15 protein-coding genes and 3 tRNA genes are annotated in these 18,679 nt (G+C 37.7%); 6 read left to right on the top strand and 12 right to left on the bottom strand.

What is annotated here, in order from left to right:
* The 4 genes from RFW85_RS14030 to RFW85_RS14015 all read right to left on the bottom strand — a co-directional run.
* Nucleotides 1-205 (bottom strand): hypothetical protein (locus RFW85_RS14030; RefSeq protein WP_309171613.1); only part of this gene is annotated, 205 nt, incomplete at its 3' end.
* A 260-nt stretch (nucleotides 206-465) separates the two neighbouring features.
* Nucleotides 466-1,662, bottom strand: a complete 1,197-nt coding sequence (locus tag RFW85_RS14025; protein WP_245114103.1) for an integrase arm-type DNA-binding domain-containing protein — start codon at nucleotides 1,660-1,662, stop codon at nucleotides 466-468.
* Between the two features lie 488 nt (nucleotides 1,663-2,150).
* Nucleotides 2,151-3,953, bottom strand: coding sequence for an aminopeptidase P family protein (locus tag RFW85_RS14020; RefSeq protein ID WP_170248689.1), 1,803 nt, complete (start codon nucleotides 3,951-3,953; stop codon nucleotides 2,151-2,153).
* On the bottom strand, nucleotides 3,950-5,491 hold the full coding sequence (locus tag RFW85_RS14015) for a peptide MFS transporter (RefSeq protein ID WP_170248688.1): 1,542 nt from the start codon (nucleotides 5,489-5,491) through the stop codon (nucleotides 3,950-3,952). The genes RFW85_RS14020 and RFW85_RS14015 overlap by 4 nt, the downstream gene beginning before the upstream one ends.
* A 738-nt stretch (nucleotides 5,492-6,229) precedes the next feature.
* On the opposite strand from RFW85_RS14015, the gene glnA reads away from it, so the two are divergent.
* The 5 genes from glnA to RFW85_RS13990 all read left to right on the top strand — a co-directional run bounded on the left by glnA (nucleotide 6,230) and on the right by RFW85_RS13990 (nucleotide 10,909).
* On the top strand, nucleotides 6,230-7,645 hold the full coding sequence (gene glnA / locus RFW85_RS14010; protein WP_000061267.1) for a type I glutamate--ammonia ligase: 1,416 nt from the start codon (nucleotides 6,230-6,232) through the stop codon (nucleotides 7,643-7,645).
* A gap of 125 nt (nucleotides 7,646-7,770) precedes the next feature.
* A complete protein-coding gene (locus RFW85_RS14005) occupies nucleotides 7,771-8,280 on the top strand; it encodes a chorismate lyase (protein ID WP_170248686.1) in 510 nt (169 codons plus the stop codon).
* Nucleotides 8,277-9,155, top strand: a complete 879-nt coding sequence (ubiA, locus tag RFW85_RS14000; RefSeq protein ID WP_170248685.1) for a 4-hydroxybenzoate octaprenyltransferase — start codon at nucleotides 8,277-8,279, stop codon at nucleotides 9,153-9,155. The genes RFW85_RS14005 and ubiA overlap by 4 nt, the downstream gene beginning before the upstream one ends.
* Before the next feature lie 109 nt (nucleotides 9,156-9,264).
* Nucleotides 9,265-10,602: a S9 family peptidase gene (locus tag RFW85_RS13995; RefSeq protein WP_170248684.1), complete on the top strand. Its 1,338-nt coding sequence runs from the start codon at nucleotides 9,265-9,267 to the stop codon at nucleotides 10,600-10,602.
* Nucleotides 10,603-10,708: 106 nt separating this feature from the next.
* Nucleotides 10,709-10,909 carry a hypothetical protein gene (locus tag RFW85_RS13990; protein WP_032035709.1) on the top strand — a complete coding sequence of 67 codons (201 nt, stop codon included), beginning with the start codon at nucleotides 10,709-10,711 and terminating at the stop codon, nucleotides 10,907-10,909.
* Nucleotides 10,910-10,913: 4 nt separating this feature from the next.
* On the opposite strand, the gene RFW85_RS13985 is transcribed toward RFW85_RS13990, so the two are convergent.
* From RFW85_RS13985 to RFW85_RS13960, 6 genes are all read right to left on the bottom strand, one after another.
* Nucleotides 10,914-11,357: a DUF2726 domain-containing protein gene (locus RFW85_RS13985; protein WP_170248683.1), complete on the bottom strand. Its 444-nt coding sequence runs from the start codon at nucleotides 11,355-11,357 to the stop codon at nucleotides 10,914-10,916.
* 56 nt (nucleotides 11,358-11,413) lie between these two features.
* Nucleotides 11,414-11,489: transfer RNA gene (locus tag RFW85_RS13980), tRNA-Asn, on the bottom strand.
* Between the two features lie 180 nt (nucleotides 11,490-11,669).
* Nucleotides 11,670-11,745: transfer RNA gene (locus RFW85_RS13975), tRNA-Asn, on the bottom strand.
* 8 nt (nucleotides 11,746-11,753) lie between these two features.
* Nucleotides 11,754-11,829, bottom strand: a tRNA-Asn gene (locus tag RFW85_RS13970).
* A 146-nt stretch (nucleotides 11,830-11,975) separates the two neighbouring features.
* Entirely contained in the window at nucleotides 11,976-12,602 is a 627-nt protein-coding gene (locus RFW85_RS13965; protein ID WP_000208083.1) for a superoxide dismutase, read from the bottom strand.
* A 145-nt stretch (nucleotides 12,603-12,747) separates the two neighbouring features.
* Nucleotides 12,748-13,506: a Nif3-like dinuclear metal center hexameric protein gene (locus tag RFW85_RS13960; protein WP_170248682.1), complete on the bottom strand. Its 759-nt coding sequence runs from the start codon at nucleotides 13,504-13,506 to the stop codon at nucleotides 12,748-12,750.
* Between the two features lie 194 nt (nucleotides 13,507-13,700).
* Here RFW85_RS13960 and RFW85_RS13955 point away from each other — a divergent pair, with 194 nt between their 5' ends.
* The gene (locus RFW85_RS13955; RefSeq protein WP_170248681.1) at nucleotides 13,701-14,876 is read left to right on the top strand and encodes a S1C family serine protease; all 1,176 of its coding nucleotides are present in this window, start codon (nucleotides 13,701-13,703) and stop codon (nucleotides 14,874-14,876) included.
* A gap of 43 nt (nucleotides 14,877-14,919) precedes the next feature.
* Here RFW85_RS13955 and RFW85_RS13950 read toward each other — a convergent pair whose 3' ends face one another.
* Both RFW85_RS13950 and RFW85_RS13945 read right to left on the bottom strand, forming a co-directional pair.
* Nucleotides 14,920-16,158 (bottom strand): multifunctional CCA addition/repair protein, encoded by a 1,239-nt coding sequence (locus tag RFW85_RS13950; RefSeq protein ID WP_130172332.1) that lies wholly within the window; start codon nucleotides 16,156-16,158, stop codon nucleotides 14,920-14,922.
* Nucleotides 16,159-16,249: 91 nt separating this feature from the next.
* Nucleotides 16,250-18,520, bottom strand: a complete 2,271-nt coding sequence (locus RFW85_RS13945) for an NADP-dependent malic enzyme (RefSeq protein WP_170248680.1) — start codon at nucleotides 18,518-18,520, stop codon at nucleotides 16,250-16,252.
* Between the last annotated feature and the right edge of the window lie 159 nt (nucleotides 18,521-18,679).

The following is an 18,679-nucleotide window of genomic DNA, read 5'->3' as shown; positions in this document are numbered from 1 at the left end:
ACCACTTATTCCGTAGAGCCATTAAATTAAATCCAGTATAACCTTCATTACTTAAGACTCTAAACAATAGACCAGAGGCAATATCACAACAATCACGAGGGAAGTGCTTATGACAACTAAATACAAAGTTTTTTAATTCATTCTCCAGACAACATAGAACACTTTTTGCTAAATTTTCTATAGAATTAAATTTGCTAAATTCCACTTTAAACCCTTCTATTAGAATTAATATTATCTATTCTATTTCGTCTAGCTATCAACATAATCCGCCCCCCAGTGCATTATCTATTTTTAGCTTCTATTTCTGCTCATAATAATATAATTATTCTTTAAACCCAATGACCAGCCGATCTCTTTATAGAATGGCTCACCATACTTAATTGTATGCTCGATATAAAAATAGACCCAATCTTTCATTTGCTAATTCTCAATTATGTAGTAAGTGATTTTACATTTAAGGGCTTCTTAACTGGCCCAGCTATCAACAATATCTGCCCAGTCTTGCAACATTTTGCGTCTGCTTTCTAAATACTTTGCATGGTTATAAGTAGCACGAGTTTTGTTGCCATCCGCATGTGCTAATTGTTTTTCAATCCACTTATCATCGTAGTCTTTTTCATTTAAAAGCGTAGAAGCTGTAGCACGAAAATCATGTGCAGTTACATCAGATAAGCCAATATAATCAAGCATTTTATTCATTGTGGTAGCTGAAAGCATTCCATCTTGATAAATGGCAGGGAATACATATTCACGATTACCAACTAGACTACGTTGCTCTTGAAGAATGTTGAACACCTGATCAGACATAGGGACGATATGTATGCGCTTCTTTTTCATCATCTCTTTGGGGAATGTGATAGTTCTAGCTTCGAAATCAACATAATCCCATTTCATACGTCGAATCTCGATAGTCCTAAGCATTGAGTAGAGCATAACAAGTCCAGCATTTTTAACTGTAGTAGATCCGCCATAATTATTTAGTTTATTCCTAAGTAGTGCCGCCTCATGCTTTTCCATTGGTCTTGCATGTTCAATTTCAGGGCGTTCTACGACATTTTTTACTGCATAAGTAGGATCATAATCTGCTCTAAGTGTGGCGATTGCATAACGCATAACGCCACCAATAAAAGTACGATTTTGGATTGCTGATACTTCGCCAGTACCATGGTTTTTTTGACGCTTAACTCGCGCAATCGTCTTTTTCATAATTGTCAAAACGTCTGCTGAGGTAACCTCTTTAATATCCTTATCACCAATAACTTTTAAAATATCTTTATCTAAAGCACGTTGAAAAGCTTCTTGATATCTTTCTGAACGATTTTTTAGTTTTTCAGCTTTATATTCTGCAGCAACATGTTTAAAGAGAACTCTATTTTCATATTCATCAGATTTAGCTTTTTTTTGATTTTCTTTTTCTTCAACTGGATTTATACCGCTTGCTACTAAAGATTTAGCTTCATCTCTTTTTGTACGAGCTTCGGCTAATCCCACAATAGGGTACTCGCCTAAACTCATCATTTGAGTTTTCTTAAGCCACTGGAAACGATAGCGCCAATACTTCTTTCCATTAGGTTTAATTTCAATACATAAACCATCCGAATCACCAATTCGATAAAGCTTTTCTTTTGGTTTTGCACTTCTAATTTTAGAGTCACTTAACATGAAATCTTGAGTATCCAATTATCATTTTTAGGGCCATACTCAAAATGATACTCAAGATTAGAGATTTTGCATAGTTTGCTTAGATTTGATTAGATTTGTATTTTTAATAATTTTCAATAATTTGTGATTTTTAAAATTTTGCTAGATTTTTTTAGATTTGTTCAATACTTCTTTTCGATCATTAGAAGCATGATGAACTTAACCTCATGATAATTAATATATATTTAATAAGTGACTAAAATAGTTACCCATATTGATACCCGTTTTCAGAAAGGGCTTTCTAGATATATAAAATAAGAAGCCGCTTTCTAATGGGCTAATATAGCAAAAAAAGAAGTAACCAGTTTAACTATTTCATTCGTTAGAAATTTGCAGAAAAAAAGGCTTTGGGAAGGTGGAGCTTTTTAAAATTATAGATAAGTATTAATAAGACAGAATATGCTTTTCATTAGAAATAAAAATTATTCTGCCTTATTCACACAAGAAGATTAAATTTTACGTGTGTTATAGATAAGCCAATCTAAAACATCGCCAGATAAATGTTCGGCCAGTCTTTCTTGAACAGTTTGATGATAACCATTTAACCAGTCTTTCTCTTCATTTGTTAGCATGTCAACGACGATACAATCTAAATGAATCGGGCAAAGGGTCAGCGTTTCAAACTCTAAGAAATCGCCGTAGGTTTTCTCAAACCCTGAGTGAAGTCTGTTTGCAACCAGATTCTCAATACGAATACCGTATTGTCCCTCATGGTATAAGCCCGGCTCGTTGGAAATAATCATACCTTCACGCAACTTACTATAGGCATGAATAGGCGCGTAATAAGAAAGAACTTGTGGACCTTCATGAACGTTAAGTGCAAAGCCTACACCGTGGCCTGTTCCATGTCGATAATCTAAACCATGTTGCCATAAAGTATTGCGACAAATTGAATCGAGTAAAGGAGCGGCTAAACCTTCTGGATAAATCGTTTTTGCCAAGGCAATGTGACATTTTAAAACCAATGTGTAGTCACGTTTTTGTTGCCCTGTTGGCGTGCCTACAGGAACAACACGAGTAATATCGGTTGTTCCATCTACATATTGCCCACCTGAGTCAATTAGCAATAGACCATCACCTTCGATAAATGAATAGTGCTCTTCAGTTGCACGGTAGTGGGGTAGAGCACCATTAGCATTAAAGCCAGCAATCGTTGAAAAACTCGGCCCTATAAATCCATCTTGCTGAGCACGGAAAGCCGTAATTTTCTCATCAATAGTGAGTTCTGAAATGCTTTCACCATGATGAAGGGCTTTCTCTAACCAGTGGAAAAAGTGGCAAAGCGCAACTCCATCTTTAACCATTGTGTGACGGATATGAGCAATTTCGCTTTCATGCTTACGCGATTTAAAAAGTGTACTCGGATTGATGTCATATACAACCTGAATATCTTTTGCGATGGCTTGTTCATGAAAAATCGAGACTTTGGCTGGATCTAAAAGTACTGAGGCATCAGAAATATTCGATAAAAACTTAGCGGTATCTTCGTAGTTACAAATTTCAATACCATCGGCTGCTAAAGCTTGTTGAATGCTTACATCAACTTTTTCAGCATCAATAAAAAGAATAGCTTGCTCTGCATTAATATATAAATGAGAAAGAAAAACAGGGTTATATTCTACATCTTGCCCACGTGCATTTAGGACCCATGCAATATCATCTAAAGATGAAATAAAATGACCCGCAATATTCTTGTTAGCTAAGCTTTCGCGAATTGCCTGAATTTTTTCTTTACGTGAGAGGGCATTTAACCCTTCAGGCATTAAATGGATTTTTTCTGAGGGAAGTTCTGGACGGTCTAACCAAATCTCTCCAACTAAATCTTGCTGGGTTTCAAGTTTATAATGATTAAGTCGTGAAGTATGTTCGAGCGACTTAAATTGTTGAATGGATAATGTTTGGCCATTTACTGAAATGACCGAACCAGTTGGTAGATTTTTCTCAATCCACGCGAGATGTGTAGAAGTTTCATCACCGGTCAGTTTTTGTAATTCAAAGCCAGTTCCAGCGAGTTGTTGTTCTGCTTGTACCCAATAGCGACCATCTGCCCAGAGGCCAGCAAAGTTTTGAGTCACGACTAGCGTACCAACAGAACCACTAAAACCGCTTAGCCACTGCCTTACTTTCCAATAGTCGGGTAAATATTCTGACATATGGGGATCAGCACTCATCACAACAAACGCATCAATCTGCTGAGTACGCATGAGTTTGCGAAGTTTTTCTAGTTTTTCTGAAACAGTTAAAACGCTCATATAGTTTCCAAGTCAGGTTGAACTTTGCTAGTACTTTTGTTCATTAATCTATTGATAGGTTTCTTTAATAAAAATAACACGATTGCACCAACAATTAATGCCAAAACGCATCGCATAAAGAGAGTCGGTAAATGATCAATACCATCTGACGATACGTGTCCGCCAATGAGACCAGCGATGAGATTACCTAAAGCTGAGCCAGTAAACCACAGTCCCATAATTTGGCCTCGAATCACATCAGGTGCAAGTTTAGTCATGGTTGATAACCCAATCGGGCTTAAACAAAGTTCTCCCATGGTAAGCAAAAACAAAGTACCAATTAACCAAAATGGTGAAACTAAGCCGCCAGCAATTGCGAAACGACTAGCAAAGGACATAACGAGAAAGCCGCCAGCTGCAAGTAACAATGCAATGATAAATTTACTGATATAGCTTGGATCTTTATTTGATTTACCCAATCTTGCCCAAAGCCATGCTGCAATTGGAGCGAATATAATAATAAAAAGGGCATTGATTGATTGGAACCATACAGTTGGGATTTCAAATCCGAAAACCATACGATCTGTATAGTCTTGCGCAAATAAATTAAAAGAAGTTGGTTTCTGTTCAAAAGCAGACCAGAACAATGCTGATGTTGCTAATAAAACAAAACAAATAATAATTTTAAATTTGTCATGTTGCTCTAAATTCAAGAAAAGTAATAAATAAGCAAAGTAAGCAATAATGCCGATACCAATCCCAATTGTTAAATAAGTTGCTACCGCGACCGGATTAATATGAATGACACCAAATAAGGTAAGCGTAATAATGACTGCAACTGCGAATAAAAAGCTAAATACAATTTTAGGCGCATTTTTATTTTCTACGACAGGCTTATTGCAGTTGTCAGTTTGTTGGCGCAACTGATTGAAAGACTGTAGCTGTGGAATCGCTAATGTACGAAAAATAAGTAAAGCAATCAACATTCCAAGGCCGCCAATCCCAAAACCTAGATGCCAGCCATGATCGTGAGCCAATATACCTGTAATAAGTGGGGCAATAAACGACCCCATATTAATCCCCATGTAAAAAATGGAAAAACCAGCATCGCGCCTACTATCTTGAGCTTTATATAATGTTCCGACAATCACTGAAATACAGGTTTTAAATAATCCTGAGCCAATAACAATAAGGACTAAACCGAAATAAAAAAAGAATTGATCAAAGAGTGCGGTTAGAGCAATAGATAAATGGCCTAATGCAATAATGATAGAGCCATACCAGACCGATCGTGCCTGACCTAACCAGTTATCGGCAATCCAGCCACCAAAAACGGTCATTAAATACATAGATCCAGCAAATAACCCAACAATCGCGGCTGCAGTTGGACGGTCAAGACCTAAACCACCGTCATTAACCATTGCAATCATATAAAGAACGAGTAAAGGTCGAATACCATAATAAGAAAATCTTTCCCAAAGCTCTGTAAAAAATAAAGTTTTTAATGGTTTTGGATGGCCGAAAAAAGCTTTATCCGATCGTTCAAAGTCATATTTCATTATTCAAATCCTTGAATGCTTTTAAGTTTTTTATAAACATAACTTTTGGTTTGTTTATTTATAACAAAAATTTATGCATATAGTTTTTAGTTTTTTTTAATAATAAAAGCAAGTTTGGCCTGTATAAAATAAGTGAATGAAAATGAACATGAATAGTAAAATTTAATTTTTGCCGAGTAATGTGGGATCTACTGTATGTGGTCTTATTAACTGGTCAGATAGCGACTAAATAGTGTATTTATTTAGAAAAATTCATAAAAATGAAAAATAATTATTAGATTTTAACTAAAGCAGAAGGCTTTTAACTAACTGATGGTTTAAGTCATAAATTTAAGTTGCTGAAATAAACCAAAGAAACTCATTGAGGAAAATTGATGTCAACGGAGTGATTATTTTCAGATAATCCGATAAGAATCTCAGCATTATATATAAGAAAGTATTATGATCATGGACGATTGTTAGATATTGATGCAGCGGGTTATATCAGTGCAACGATTTTGCACTAAATTAGGGCAATAATGAGCTATTTAAATATGCCATAATTTGAAAATGTGTGAATATGGTGCATTTACTCAAGCAAACAGTATAATGGGTTCAAGACAAGGGGCCTAAATCATGAATACTTATAAGTAATTCAATGTTTTAGGTAAGTCTCATGAAGTTGGTATGAGAATTGCTTAATAAATACCAGCAACTAACACGCACTCAACAAGTGCAACAAAATTTCATTGGAGCAAAATGAGCATGGCGAACAAGGTCCTTCAACTCATACAAGAAAGTGGCGCAAAATGGGTCGATTTTCGCTTTACTGATACTAAGGGTAAAGAACAGCACGTAACTTACCCAGCTGATTCTATTGATGAAGATACTTTTGAAGACGGTAAAATGTTTGATGGTTCTTCAATCGCTGGTTGGAAAGGCATTGAAGCATCTGATATGATTTTACGTCCAGATGCAGAAACTGGTTTTATCGACCCGTTCTTTGCTGAGCCAACAGTAGTTGTGACTTGTGACGTTATTGAACCTTCAACTGGTCAAGGTTATGAACGTGACCCACGTTCGATTGCTCGCCGTGCAGAAGAATACTTAAAATCTACAGGTATTGGTGATACTGCATTCTTTGGTCCAGAGCCAGAATTCTTTGTATTTGACGAAGTGAAATGGGACATCGATATGTCTGGCGCTCGTCATACATTAATCGCTGAAGAAGCTGCTTGGTCTACTGGTAAAGATTACGAGTCTGGTAACTCAGGTCACCGTCCACGTGTTAAAGGTGGTTACTTCCCAGTTCCTCCAGTTGACTCTGCACAAGATATGCGTGCAGAAATGTGTGCAAAAATTGAAGACATCATGGGCCCAGGTCGTGTAGAAGTACATCACCATGAAGTTGCTTCTTGCCAGTTAGAAATTGGTGTAAGCTTCAATACACTTGTACGTAAAGCTGACGAAGTTCAACAGTTCAAATATGCTGTCTGGAACGTTGCACATCAATATGCAAAAACAGCTACGTTTATGCCTAAACCAATGGTAGGCGATAACGGTTCTGGTATGCACGTTCATATGTCTATCTCTAAAGATGGCAAGAACTTGTTTGCTGGTGATGAATATGCAGGCCTTTCAGAAATGGCATTGTATTTCATCGGTGGTATCATCAAGCACGCTCGTGCATTGAATGCAATCACAAACCCATCTACAAACTCATACAAGCGTTTGGTTCCTCACTTCGAAGCACCAATTATGCTTGCTTACTCAGCGCGTAACCGCTCTGCATCTATCCGTATTCCTTACGTTTCTAATCCTAAAGGTAAACGTATCGAAGCTCGTTTCCCAGACCCAATGATGAACCCGTACTTAGGTTTCGCTGCGTTGTTAATGGCTGGTATCGACGGTATCCAAAACAAGATCCATCCGGGCGAAGCTGCTGATAAGAACTTGTATGATCTTCCTCCAGAAGAAGAAGCAAAAATCCCAACAGTTGCTCATAGCTTAGATATGGCTCTTGAAGCACTTCAAGCAGATCACGAATTCTTGTTGAAAGGCGGAGTGTTCACTAAAGAAATGCTTGATGCATACATCGAACTTAAAACTGAAGATGTACGTCGTCTTAACACGACTACTCACCCAGTTGAATTCGATATGTACTACAGCTTGTAATATGTATTTCATAAAAAAGCCTGCTTATGCAGGCTTTTTTATTGCTTGGAATGTTGATTGAATTCTCTACGTTTTTTATCAAAAATTTGGAGTAAACTAGGTGCGAGTTTTCATGTGAGCAGATTATGCGTAAACGACAACCAGTACTTAAACAGGAAAAGGCTTTAAATCCTGAGTTGAAAACATGGTTGTATGCTTCTGGTTCTCTGACTCAACAATTAACTGAGCTTGGTGGTGGCCAGTTCAGTGTGAAGCCCTTTAAAGAACACTTTCAGCGTTTAACTTTTGCAGATAGTCAATGGATGAACATGCCTCATGCTCATACTTCATGGGTGAGAGAAACCTATTTATATGGCTGTGAAGCAGAGCCGTGGGTGAAAGCAAAAAGTATTTTTCCAATTCAAAGTTTACAAAAAAAAGCGCGTATATTTCAGCACATTGGTTCTAAACCGATTGGCTTTTTTCTATTTCAAAGAACGACTCCGCTTTGTGACCGACGTGTCATTCGTTTGCCAGAAGGCTGGACGCGACAAAGTTGCTATACTTGGCATGGATGTAAATTTATCGTCCAAGAAACATTCTTACCGGCTTTTGAAGCTTTTTTAAATCAGCAGCACGACAAGGAATTACTATGACGACTGCAACAGGCACAACATGGCGTCAGCGTTTAGAGGCTTATTATTATCTATGTCGATTTGATAAGCCAATTGGTACTGAACTGGTGTTTTGGCCAACCATGTGGGCACTTTGGGTTGCATCAAAAGGAATACCTGATTTAGGTATTTTATTTGTCATGATTTTAGGCGTGATTTTTATGCGCGCTGCTGGATGTGCGATTAATGACTTTGCTGATCGTAAAGTAGATGGTTATGTAGAGCGTACTAAAACCCGTCCGCTCGCAACTGGAATTATTCGTGCAAGAGAAGCTGTATATGTATTCTTGGGCCTTGTTTTAGCAAGTGCGTGTCTGTTGTTCTTTTTACCGATCGAAACCTTCTACTGGTCATTTGGGGCATTATTTCTAGCGTTTATTTATCCATTTATGAAACGCTATACCAACTTACCTCAAGTATTTTTAGGCGCAGCATTTTCATGGTCTATTCCTATGGCCTTTACCGCTGTAGGTAAAACTCCAGATTTAACTTGTTGGTTGCTCTATTTTGGTAATTTGGCTTGGACTGTGGCTTATGACACTCAATATGCAATTACAGATCGTGAATATGATTTAAAGATTGGTGTGAAATCTACAGCTATTCTTTTTGGTCGATATGACATCCAGATTATTGCGTTTTTACAAGCATCTAGCCTTGTTTTGATTAGTACTGCACTATATTTAGAAAATATCTTATTCCCATGGGCGATTATTGCTTTAGCTGTAGTCGCATTTGATTTTGTATATCAAACAATTAAAACCAAAGACCGCGACCCTCAAGTATGTTTCTGGGCATTTCGTCACAATCGTTGGGTGGGATTAATCATTTTTCTAGGAATATTTTTAAATTTCATATAGTAAAAATGACCGTGAGGTTGAAAAGTGTTCTATGCAGAGCACTTTTTTTATGTCTTAATATTTGTGCATAAAAATATGCGGAATAAATAACACATAAAAAGGATATTCTATGAAACGGTCAAAAATTGCTTTAGCTATAACATTGTCAATTTCAGCACTATTTCTTACAGCGTGTAATGACGATGATGATGACTATATTGGTGTTAATCCCGATAAAACTTATGTTTCTGAAAAAGCCTATTCTAAGGATACCTTAAGTGGTGCTTCATCTATAAAAGTAATGACTTATAACATGATGAATGTACAAGGGAAAACAGCTGAAGCAACTGCTTTAGTCATGTTCCCGAAAGTTGCTCAACCAAAGGATGGTTATCGCGTAGTGGTATGGGAGCACGGCACTGTAGGAGTAGGGGATAGTTGTGCACCAAGCAATAATACGATTAATCCACGCTTCAAAATTTTAGCTGATACTTTATTAGCTGCTGGATATGTGATTGTAGCCCCAGATTATGAAGGTCTTGGTACAAAAGGAATCCATCCATATCTTAATTTAGCGAGTGAAGCAAAATCAGCATTAGCAGCTGTTAGAGCAGTAAAAGATCGTTATGGCTCACAATTAAATGGCGATTGGATGTCTGTAGGTCAGTCACAAGGAGGTCAGGCATCTATAGGTACTGCTGAATATGCAAATACAGATATAACATATAAAGGTGCAGTTGCAGGCGCGCCTGCGTCGAGTTTGGGAACAATTATTCTTGATGTAGCACCAAATGCATTAGCATTAATTGAGCAGCAAGAAATTGCAGGTAATGTAGCTTTAGATAAACGAGTTTCTATTGACTCCTATGCTACTCTGCTAGCTTACGCCGCTTTAACTGGTGTTGGTATTAAAGCCTATGAACCACGTTTTGAATATAGAGATATATTTCAAACAAGAGCGAAGTCTTTAGCTGAGTTTGCAGAAGGAACTACAGGAGAAAATGGTCTTTGTTTAGATAGTGCTGATCCGAGCCTTAGTCTAATTAATAAATTTAAAGAAGATATTATTAAATTTATGACTGATAACCCAGGTAAAAAAGTTATGGATTATCCGGGACTTGATGTTACTAATTTCAGGTCAAATGAGACGGTTCAGAAATTTTTACTCGCAAGTCAACCTGGTACAAAGCGTTTAGATAAACCGATATATATTGCTCAAGGTAAAAATGATACCAATGTGCCTTATCCAATTACTCAAATGATGGTAGCTGGATTGGTAACTTTAGGTTCACCTAACATTAAACTAGATTTAGTAGAAAATGCTACGCATACTCAAGCAATTGTTTGTAAAAATGCTGATATCTATCAATTTATTCAAACTAATATGCCCGCTAAGACAAATGCAGTTGTAGATCCATCCATAATTGATGCTAGTGGAAAACCAGAATGTACTGGAGTCGCACAATAATTTTTTGGATTTAAAATATTCAAATTAAAAGGGTCCTAAAGTGGGCCCTTTTTTTGTTATATTGTTACGCATTCTGAAATCGATACTATTTGAGTTTGAAGAACTTATGAGCCAGCAACCTATTGAAAAAAAATCTGTTCCTTGGTTATTAATGGGATTAGGTTTACTTATTCCTTTTCTAATTATTGGAATACTTTTCTTGGCTGCAAAAAGTGATGCTAAGAATAAAAAACAATATGAACAGCAGCGTTTAGAGATGGCAAAAAGAATAGCAGAGAAAGAAGCTGCAAATTCTGAAACGAAATAGCTTGTTAATGAATATCCTTTTGTAATTGGCGTACAGTAGGAATATTTGTGTAACGCTTTACAAGGTAGCCTGCTTCAGTAAGCATTTGATCACGAATACGGTCTTCTTCTACTTTTTCAAGATGGGTAGGGTCATCTAGCTCAATAATGGCCATGACTTCCATCTTGTCGTTGAGCACAACAAAGTCAGTAACTTTACGATTGAACTGACTACGAATTTTATAGTCATTACTGGTAATTAAAGCGCTAAAAGCCACTTGTGCTAACACATGATAATTTGGAAAACTTTGTTTTAAACGTATAAACATTTGAGTTTCAAAGTTTGTAATGACAGGGCGAGCAAAGAATTTTTGTTTTGGAAATAAATATGGACGTAAACAGACAACAAGAAAAATACAGGTGCTTACGCAACCTAAAACAATAAAAAATAAGTGACTCGATTCGAACATGTGAAGGCATCATACAAATAAAAACCCACTCATGATGAGTGGGTTTTTAAGAATTTTGGCTCTCCCACCTGGGCTCGAACCAGGGACCTGCGGATTAACAGTCCGTCGCTCTACCGACTGAGCTATGGGAGAATCTGGAAAAGGATTTTAGGCAGGAAAGGGGGCTGGGTCAAGCCTTAATAGCAGAATTAAAGAGAATATCTAACCGATTGGTTTAAAAATACTCGAAACGTTGATTTTATTAAGAATAATAAAAAGTATTAGAAAATCAGAAAATAAAAAGCCCGCAATAAATGCGGGCTTTTAGAATCTTGGCTCTCCCACCTGGGCTCGAACCAGGGACCTGCGGATTAACAGTCCGTCGCTCTACCGACTGAGCTATGGGAGATTAGTAGATGGCTCTCCAACCTGGGCTCGAACCAGGGACCTGCGGATTAACAGTCCGTCGCTCTACCGACTGAGCTATTGGAGAATCTGATGCGCATTTTATGGATGAAATCTAAAAGCGTCAATAAGAATATTAAAGAAAATGAATCGTTTGCTTGATTAATATGCTTTTGCTGTATTAAAAATAAAAAAACCACCCAAAACAGGGTGGTTTTTCATACAGAAATAAAATTATTTCTCTACACCAGCTGGTTGACCTGCAAGTTTTGCATTTGCATAGTCCCAGTTGACAAGGCTTTCTAAGAAAGTTGCGATGTATTTAGGACGTAAGTTACGGAAATCGATGTAGTAAGCATGTTCCCATACGTCAATTGTTAATACAGCAATTTGACCATGTGCAAGTGGAGTGTCTGCATTAGAAGTTTTAGTAATAGATAATTTACCATTTACTTCATCAGCAACTAACCAAGCCCAACCTGAACCGAATTGAGTTGTTGCAGCAGCAGTAAATTCTTCTGCAAACTTTTCGTAGCTACCAAAAGCTTCGTCAATTTTAGCAGCGATTGCGCCAGTAGGCTTACCACCACCGTTTGGCTTCATGCTGTTCCAGTAGAAAGTGTGGTTCCAAACTTGAGCAGCATTGTTGAAAATACCAGCTTTAGATGCATCACCAGCAGTTGCTTTAATGATTTCTTCTAAAGTTTTACCTTCAAGGTCAGTCCCTTTGATTAAGTTGTTTAAGTTAACAACATAGGTATTGTGGTGTTTATCGTGATGGTATTCTAAAGTTTCTTTACTAATATGTGGCGCTAAATCATCATAGCCATATGGAAGTGCAGGTAAAGTAATGGTTGTCATGTTCCTATTCCTTGCATTTGCTGGGTTATACAATTAAGTGGCTCTATTGTAAATGATTCTGGTCACAATAGGGCATCGTTTTAAAGAACTATACACAATAAAGATCTAATTAATACGCATAACACAGATTGAAAAAAAGACTTAATTAAATCGGATTATTCAATTCAAAATATTCAGCTTCAATTGAAAACTGTTTTGAGATCGCTTGTGCCAAACGCTGAACTCCATAACGCTCAGTAGCATGGTGACCACAGGCGAAATAGTGAACTCCTAATTCTTTTGCTTCATAAAAAGTTCGTTCACTGACTTCACCCGAAATGTAAGCATCACAATTTTGCAAAGCAGCTTTAGCAATAAAATCTTGAGCTCCACCTGTACAGAAGCCTACTTTTTGAATACTTTGTTTTTCTGCGGGCAAATGAATTACCTTAAAATCAAAACTGTTTTGTAGTTTTGTTTTAAATTCATCCACAGAAACTGCTTGCTCTAAATAACCAATATTACCAATTGGATGTTTCTCTGTTAAATCGAGTGGTTCTAAATTCTGCAAGTTTAGTTTTTCTGCAATGGCTACATTGTTACCCAAAGTTGGGTGGGCATCTAAAGGTAGGTGGTAAGCGACTAATGAAATATTATTTTGAATGAGTTTTTTAATGCGATTGCCTCGCATTCCCGTAATTGGATACGGTTCGCCTTTCCAAAAATAACCATGATGTACGAGTAATAAATCTGCATTTTGAGCAATTGCTGCATCAATTGCATCTTCGGAAGCAGTAACCGCACAAAGGATACGTCTTACTTCAGTTGAACCTTCAATTTGCAGGCCATTTGGTGCGTAATCTTTAAATTCTGCCGCTTTTAAGGTTTGGTCGCACCACTGAATAATTTCATGCAAATTCGCCATGATATTTCCTGAATTGAGTAGTAAATAATTGCTAAAGCTATAGAAACATATTTTGTTGTGTAACTAAAGCTAGACAAATCTTTTTTGACTTTTTTATGTATATCGACATATTTAATTTAAAATGCTTAACTGAAAACTCTTTTTGTTCAATATATTAATTTAATTAAAAACTTCTTTGCGTAGAGGATATGAACGTGCGCCGCACCTTTACATGGTTACCTTGGGTGTTACTTATTATTGTAATTGCCAGTTTTATTGCATGGCAAAAATACCATCAGCCGAAACCAACTGTTGCAGTTGATGGGGTGCAAATGCCTGCTGAGAAAGTTGAACCACTCGTTGATACTTCGCGAGCGGGCGGGGTGGTATCTTATAGCGCTGCGGTAAAAGTTGCAGCGCCGGCAGTTGTTAATATTTTTACGACCCAGAAAGTTAAACAAAATCATCCTTTATTAAGTGATCCGGTATTCCGCGAATTTTTTGGAAATCAGCTTCCTGAACAACAACAGCAAAATGAAAATAGCTTAGGCTCTGGGGTTATTGTACGAACTGATGGTTATATTCTGACGAATAATCATGTGATTGCTCAAGCAGATCAAATTGTAGTGGCATTACATGATGGCCGTCGTGCAGAAGCAACCATTGTTGGAACAGACCCTGATACTGATTTAGCTGTAATTAAAATCGATTTAGATAAATTACCTGTCCTACCATTTAAGCTAAGTGGTAATGAAGTAGGTGATGTGGTCTTAGCAATTGGTAATCCATTTGGTGTAGGGCAAACGGTAACTCAAGGTATTATTTCTGCCACTGAGCGCTCTGATTTAGGTATCAATACCTATGAAGACTTTATTCAAACAGATGCTGCAATTAACCCCGGTAACTCAGGTGGAGCATTAATTGATGTCGCTGGGAATTTAATTGGGGTAAATACGGCTATTTTTTCTCAGTCAGGTGGTTCTTTAGGAATTGGTTTTGCAATCCCAGCTAAAGTTTGCCAACAGGTATTAAACTCGATTTTGAAAGATGGTCGTGTAGTACGTGGATGGTTAGGGATTAGTTTGGTACCGCCTACACAAGCAGATGTATTAGCACCTAAACAGCAAATTGGTGTTGTGGTTGCAGATGTCTTGAAAAATGGTCCAGCTGCATCAGCAGGTATTAAGATTGGCGATAAAATTATTCAGGTGAATAATGAGCAAATCACTTCAGCGTCTCATTTGATTAATTATGTCGCATTACAAGCACCTAACAGCGAAATTAATGTAATTGTTGAGCGAGATGGGAAGCAACAAAACTTTGTGGTGACAGTAGGGGAAAGAAAAAACCAAAATACTCAATCACAATTTATACCGCTGCCTAAACAGTAAAGATAGAAAAAGCCTCGTAATGAGGCTTTTTTCTGGGTATCAATTAAGTATGAGATAGTGCTTGATGCTGATGTTTGAATTCAGTTAAAGCATCAATACGATACTGAATTAGCATTTCACCAATCTCAGCACCTTTAATGTTTTCAGGTAAATCCTGAGCTTTAATAGAACGAACGATTTGCATCGCATCTAACATGTACTGAGCTTGAGGATACGGACGGTCTTCTAAACCTAGTCTTCCTTTAGCATCACATTCACATGCTTGCACAAATGCTTCCACTCTCTCAGGACGACGTAATACATCTAGACGCTGTAATAGACGCCATACAGTTCCTGGCTTTAACGACATAATCTGATGGCATTTTAGATGTTCTTTACATACTGATAATGCCAACTGTCGAGTTTGAGTTGGAACTTTTAAACGTTCACATAATTCGGTAACAGGTTTGACTCCACGTTCTTCATGCATGATGTGGCGAGGAAGTTCGTTAGCTGGAGTTAATGCTTTACCCAAATCATGTACTAAAACAGCAAATCGAACATCGAGCGAATAGTTTGATTTACAAGCTTGCTGCAACGACATTAAGGTATGTATGCCGCAGTCCACTTCCGGGTGATATTCAGGGCGCTGTGGTACACCAAATAATGCATCAATTTCAGGGAAAAGATGTTTCAACGCCCCACAGTCACGCAATGTTTGAAAATAAACATCTGCATGATCTTCTAAAAGTGCACGAGAAGTTTCTTTCCATACACGTTCTGGTGTTAATGCATCAAGCTCACCTGATTCTGCCATAGTTTGCATAAGCTGCATGGTCTCTGGTGCAATTTGAAAACCATATGAAGAATAGCGAGCCGCAAAGCGTGCAACACGTAAAACACGTAAAGGATCTTCAGCAAAAGCTTCTGAAACATGACGCAAAGTTTTATTTTCTAAATCTGTTTGACCGCCATATGGATCGTATAGTTTGCCATCTTGATCCATTGCTATGGCATTGATAGTCAAATCACGGCGAATTAAATCTTCTTCTAAGCTTACTGTGGTATCGGTAAAAAATTGAAAGCCGTGGTAGCCTTTACCAGATTTTCTTTCAGTACGTGCAAGTGCATATTCTTCTTTCGTTTCAGGATGAAGAAACACAGGAAAATCTTTGCCTACAGGTTGAAAACCTTGGGCGAGCATGTGTTCCGGCGTTGCACCGACAACAACATAATCTTTTTCTTGATAGGGATGCCCAAGTAAAAAATCACGGACGGCACCGCCTACTAAATACACTTGCATGAAAAAACCTCTATTCTTCAAGCAATCATGCTACAGAATAGAGGTTTTCTCAAGTCATTAGAGATGCTTTTCGTAAAAAGCAGTTTCTAAATTACTTTTCTTGTTGTTGGATTTCAGCAACAGTTAAAGCAGTCATATTGATAAGACGACGAGTCGTTGCTGTCGGTGTCAAAATATGAACAGGTTTTGCTGCACCAAGTAAAATTGGGCCAATAGTAACGTTGTTACCAGAAGTCGCTTTCAACAAGTTAAATGAAATGTTTGCTGCATCTAGGTTTGGCATAATGAGCAAGTTTGCAGAACCTTTGAAACGTGAGCCAGGGAATGCAAATTGACGAATGTTTTCGTCTAATGCTGCATCACCGTGCATTTCACCTTCAACTTCAAGCTCAGGAGCTTGCTCAGATAAAATACGATAAACTTCACGCATTTTTTGAGCACTTGAGTCAGTCTGGTCACTACCAAAACTTGAATGAGAAAGTAGGGCTACACGTGGAGTAATACCAAAACGACGTACTTCTTCAGCTGCTAAAATAGTCATTTCAGCAAGTTGTTCAGCAGTCGGGTTTGTATTTACGTATGTATCAGCAATAAACAAGTTACGATCTTCAAGCATTAATGCATTTAAGGTGAAGAAGTTCTTCATACCTTCTTTTAGACCGATGACATTGCGTACAAAGTCAAGGTGAATGTTATAGCTACTGTAAGTACCACATAACATACCGTCTGCTTTACCGAATTTAACCAGTAAAGATGCAATTAAAGTTGAACGGCGACGAGCTTCACGTTGAGCATATTCAACAGTAATGCCTTTGCGTTGCATTGTTTGATAGTAGTCTTTCCAAAACTCTTCATACATTGGGTTTTGTTCTTGATCTACAATCTCAATGTTTACGCCATGTTGTAAACGTAAGCCTAATTTTTTGATATTAGCTTCAATAACAGCAGTACGACCTACTAAAATTGGTTTAGCTAAATCTTCATCAACTGCGATTTGCACTGCACGTAATACGCGCTCATCTTCACCTTCAGCATATGCGATGCGTTTAGGATCAGTTTTTGCTTGAGCAAAAATCGGTTTCATCAAGAATGCAGAGTTATAAACAAACTCAGATAATTTTTGACGGTATGCAGAGAAATCTTCGATCGGACGAGTTGCAACACCTGAATCCATTGCAGCTTTAGCAACAGCAGGGGCAATTTCTAAAATTAAACGTTGATCAAGTGGACGTGGAATTAAATAGTCACGGCCAAATGAAGCAGATTTTTCACCGTAAGTAGCTGCATCAGCTTCTACGTGTGCCATACGTGCAATTGCATGTACACATGCAATTTTCATGTCTTCATTAATCGTTGTTGCACCAACGTCAAGTGCACCACGGAAAATGTAAGGGAAACATAATGCGTTGTTTACTTGGTTTGGATAGTCAGAACGACCAGTTGCCATGATTACATCAGGACGTACTTCATGTGCATGTTCAGGCAAAATTTCTGGATCTGGGTTTGCCAAAGCAAAAATAATAGGGTTCTCAGCCATCTGTTTCACCATTTCTTTGGTGAGAATACCAGCAGCAGAAAGACCCAAGAACATATCAGCACCAGCCATTACTTCATGTAACTGAGTTGCTTTGATGTCTTGAACATAACGTTTTTTTGATTCATCCAAGCCTTCACGTGAAGTAGTGAGTAGACCGCGAGAATCGGCAACAATGATATTTTCTTTATTTACGCCTAAAGCACAAAGTAAATCTAAACAAGAAAGGGCAGCAGCACCTGCGCCTGAAGCTACAATTTTGATTTCATCAATTTTCTTATTTACAAGTTGCAATGCATTGAGCAAAGCTGAACCTACAATGATACTTGTACCGTGTTGATCGTCATGGAATACAGGAATTTTCATGCGTTCGCGAAGTTTCTTTTCGATATAGAAACATTCTGGCGCTTTAATATCTTCGAGGTTGATACCACCGAAAGTTGGCTCAAGAGAGGCAACAATATCTACAATTTTATCTGGATCGTTTTCTGCAATTTCGATGTCAAATACGTCAACACCAGCAAACTTTTTGAAGAGAACGCCTTTACCTTCCATTACAGGTTTAGAAGCTAATGGGCCAATATTACCTAAACCAAGAACAGCTGTACCGTTACTGACTACGGCAACCAAGTTTCCGCGAGCTGTATATTTAGCAGCAGCTGATGGATCACGCTCAATCTCTAAACATGGCGCAGCAACTCCTGGTGAGTAGGCTAGAGCCAAATCTCGTTGGTTGACAAGTTGCTTACTTGGGGTGACGCTGATTTTCCCTGGGTTTGGATATTCATGGTAATTTAAAGCGGCCTGTTTTAAAGATTGATCGTCCATCTGAGTCTCTATTTGATACAAAAAAGCAAACTAGTCAAATTGCTCATTTAGGGAGAGGAAATTCAATTTTTTACTATGCTTTAATTTTTATCAATTAAGAGAATAGTAGACGAATTGCCAATAGCCCCGTAGTGAGCTAAATGCTAAAGAATATAACAC

This window comes from Acinetobacter sp. 12966, from assembly GCF_031196995.1.
Taxonomy (GTDB): domain Bacteria; phylum Pseudomonadota; class Gammaproteobacteria; order Pseudomonadales; family Moraxellaceae; genus Acinetobacter; species Acinetobacter geminorum.
The sequence above is the reverse complement of the archived record's forward strand: the minus strand, read 5'-3'. Positions and strand labels throughout refer to the sequence as shown.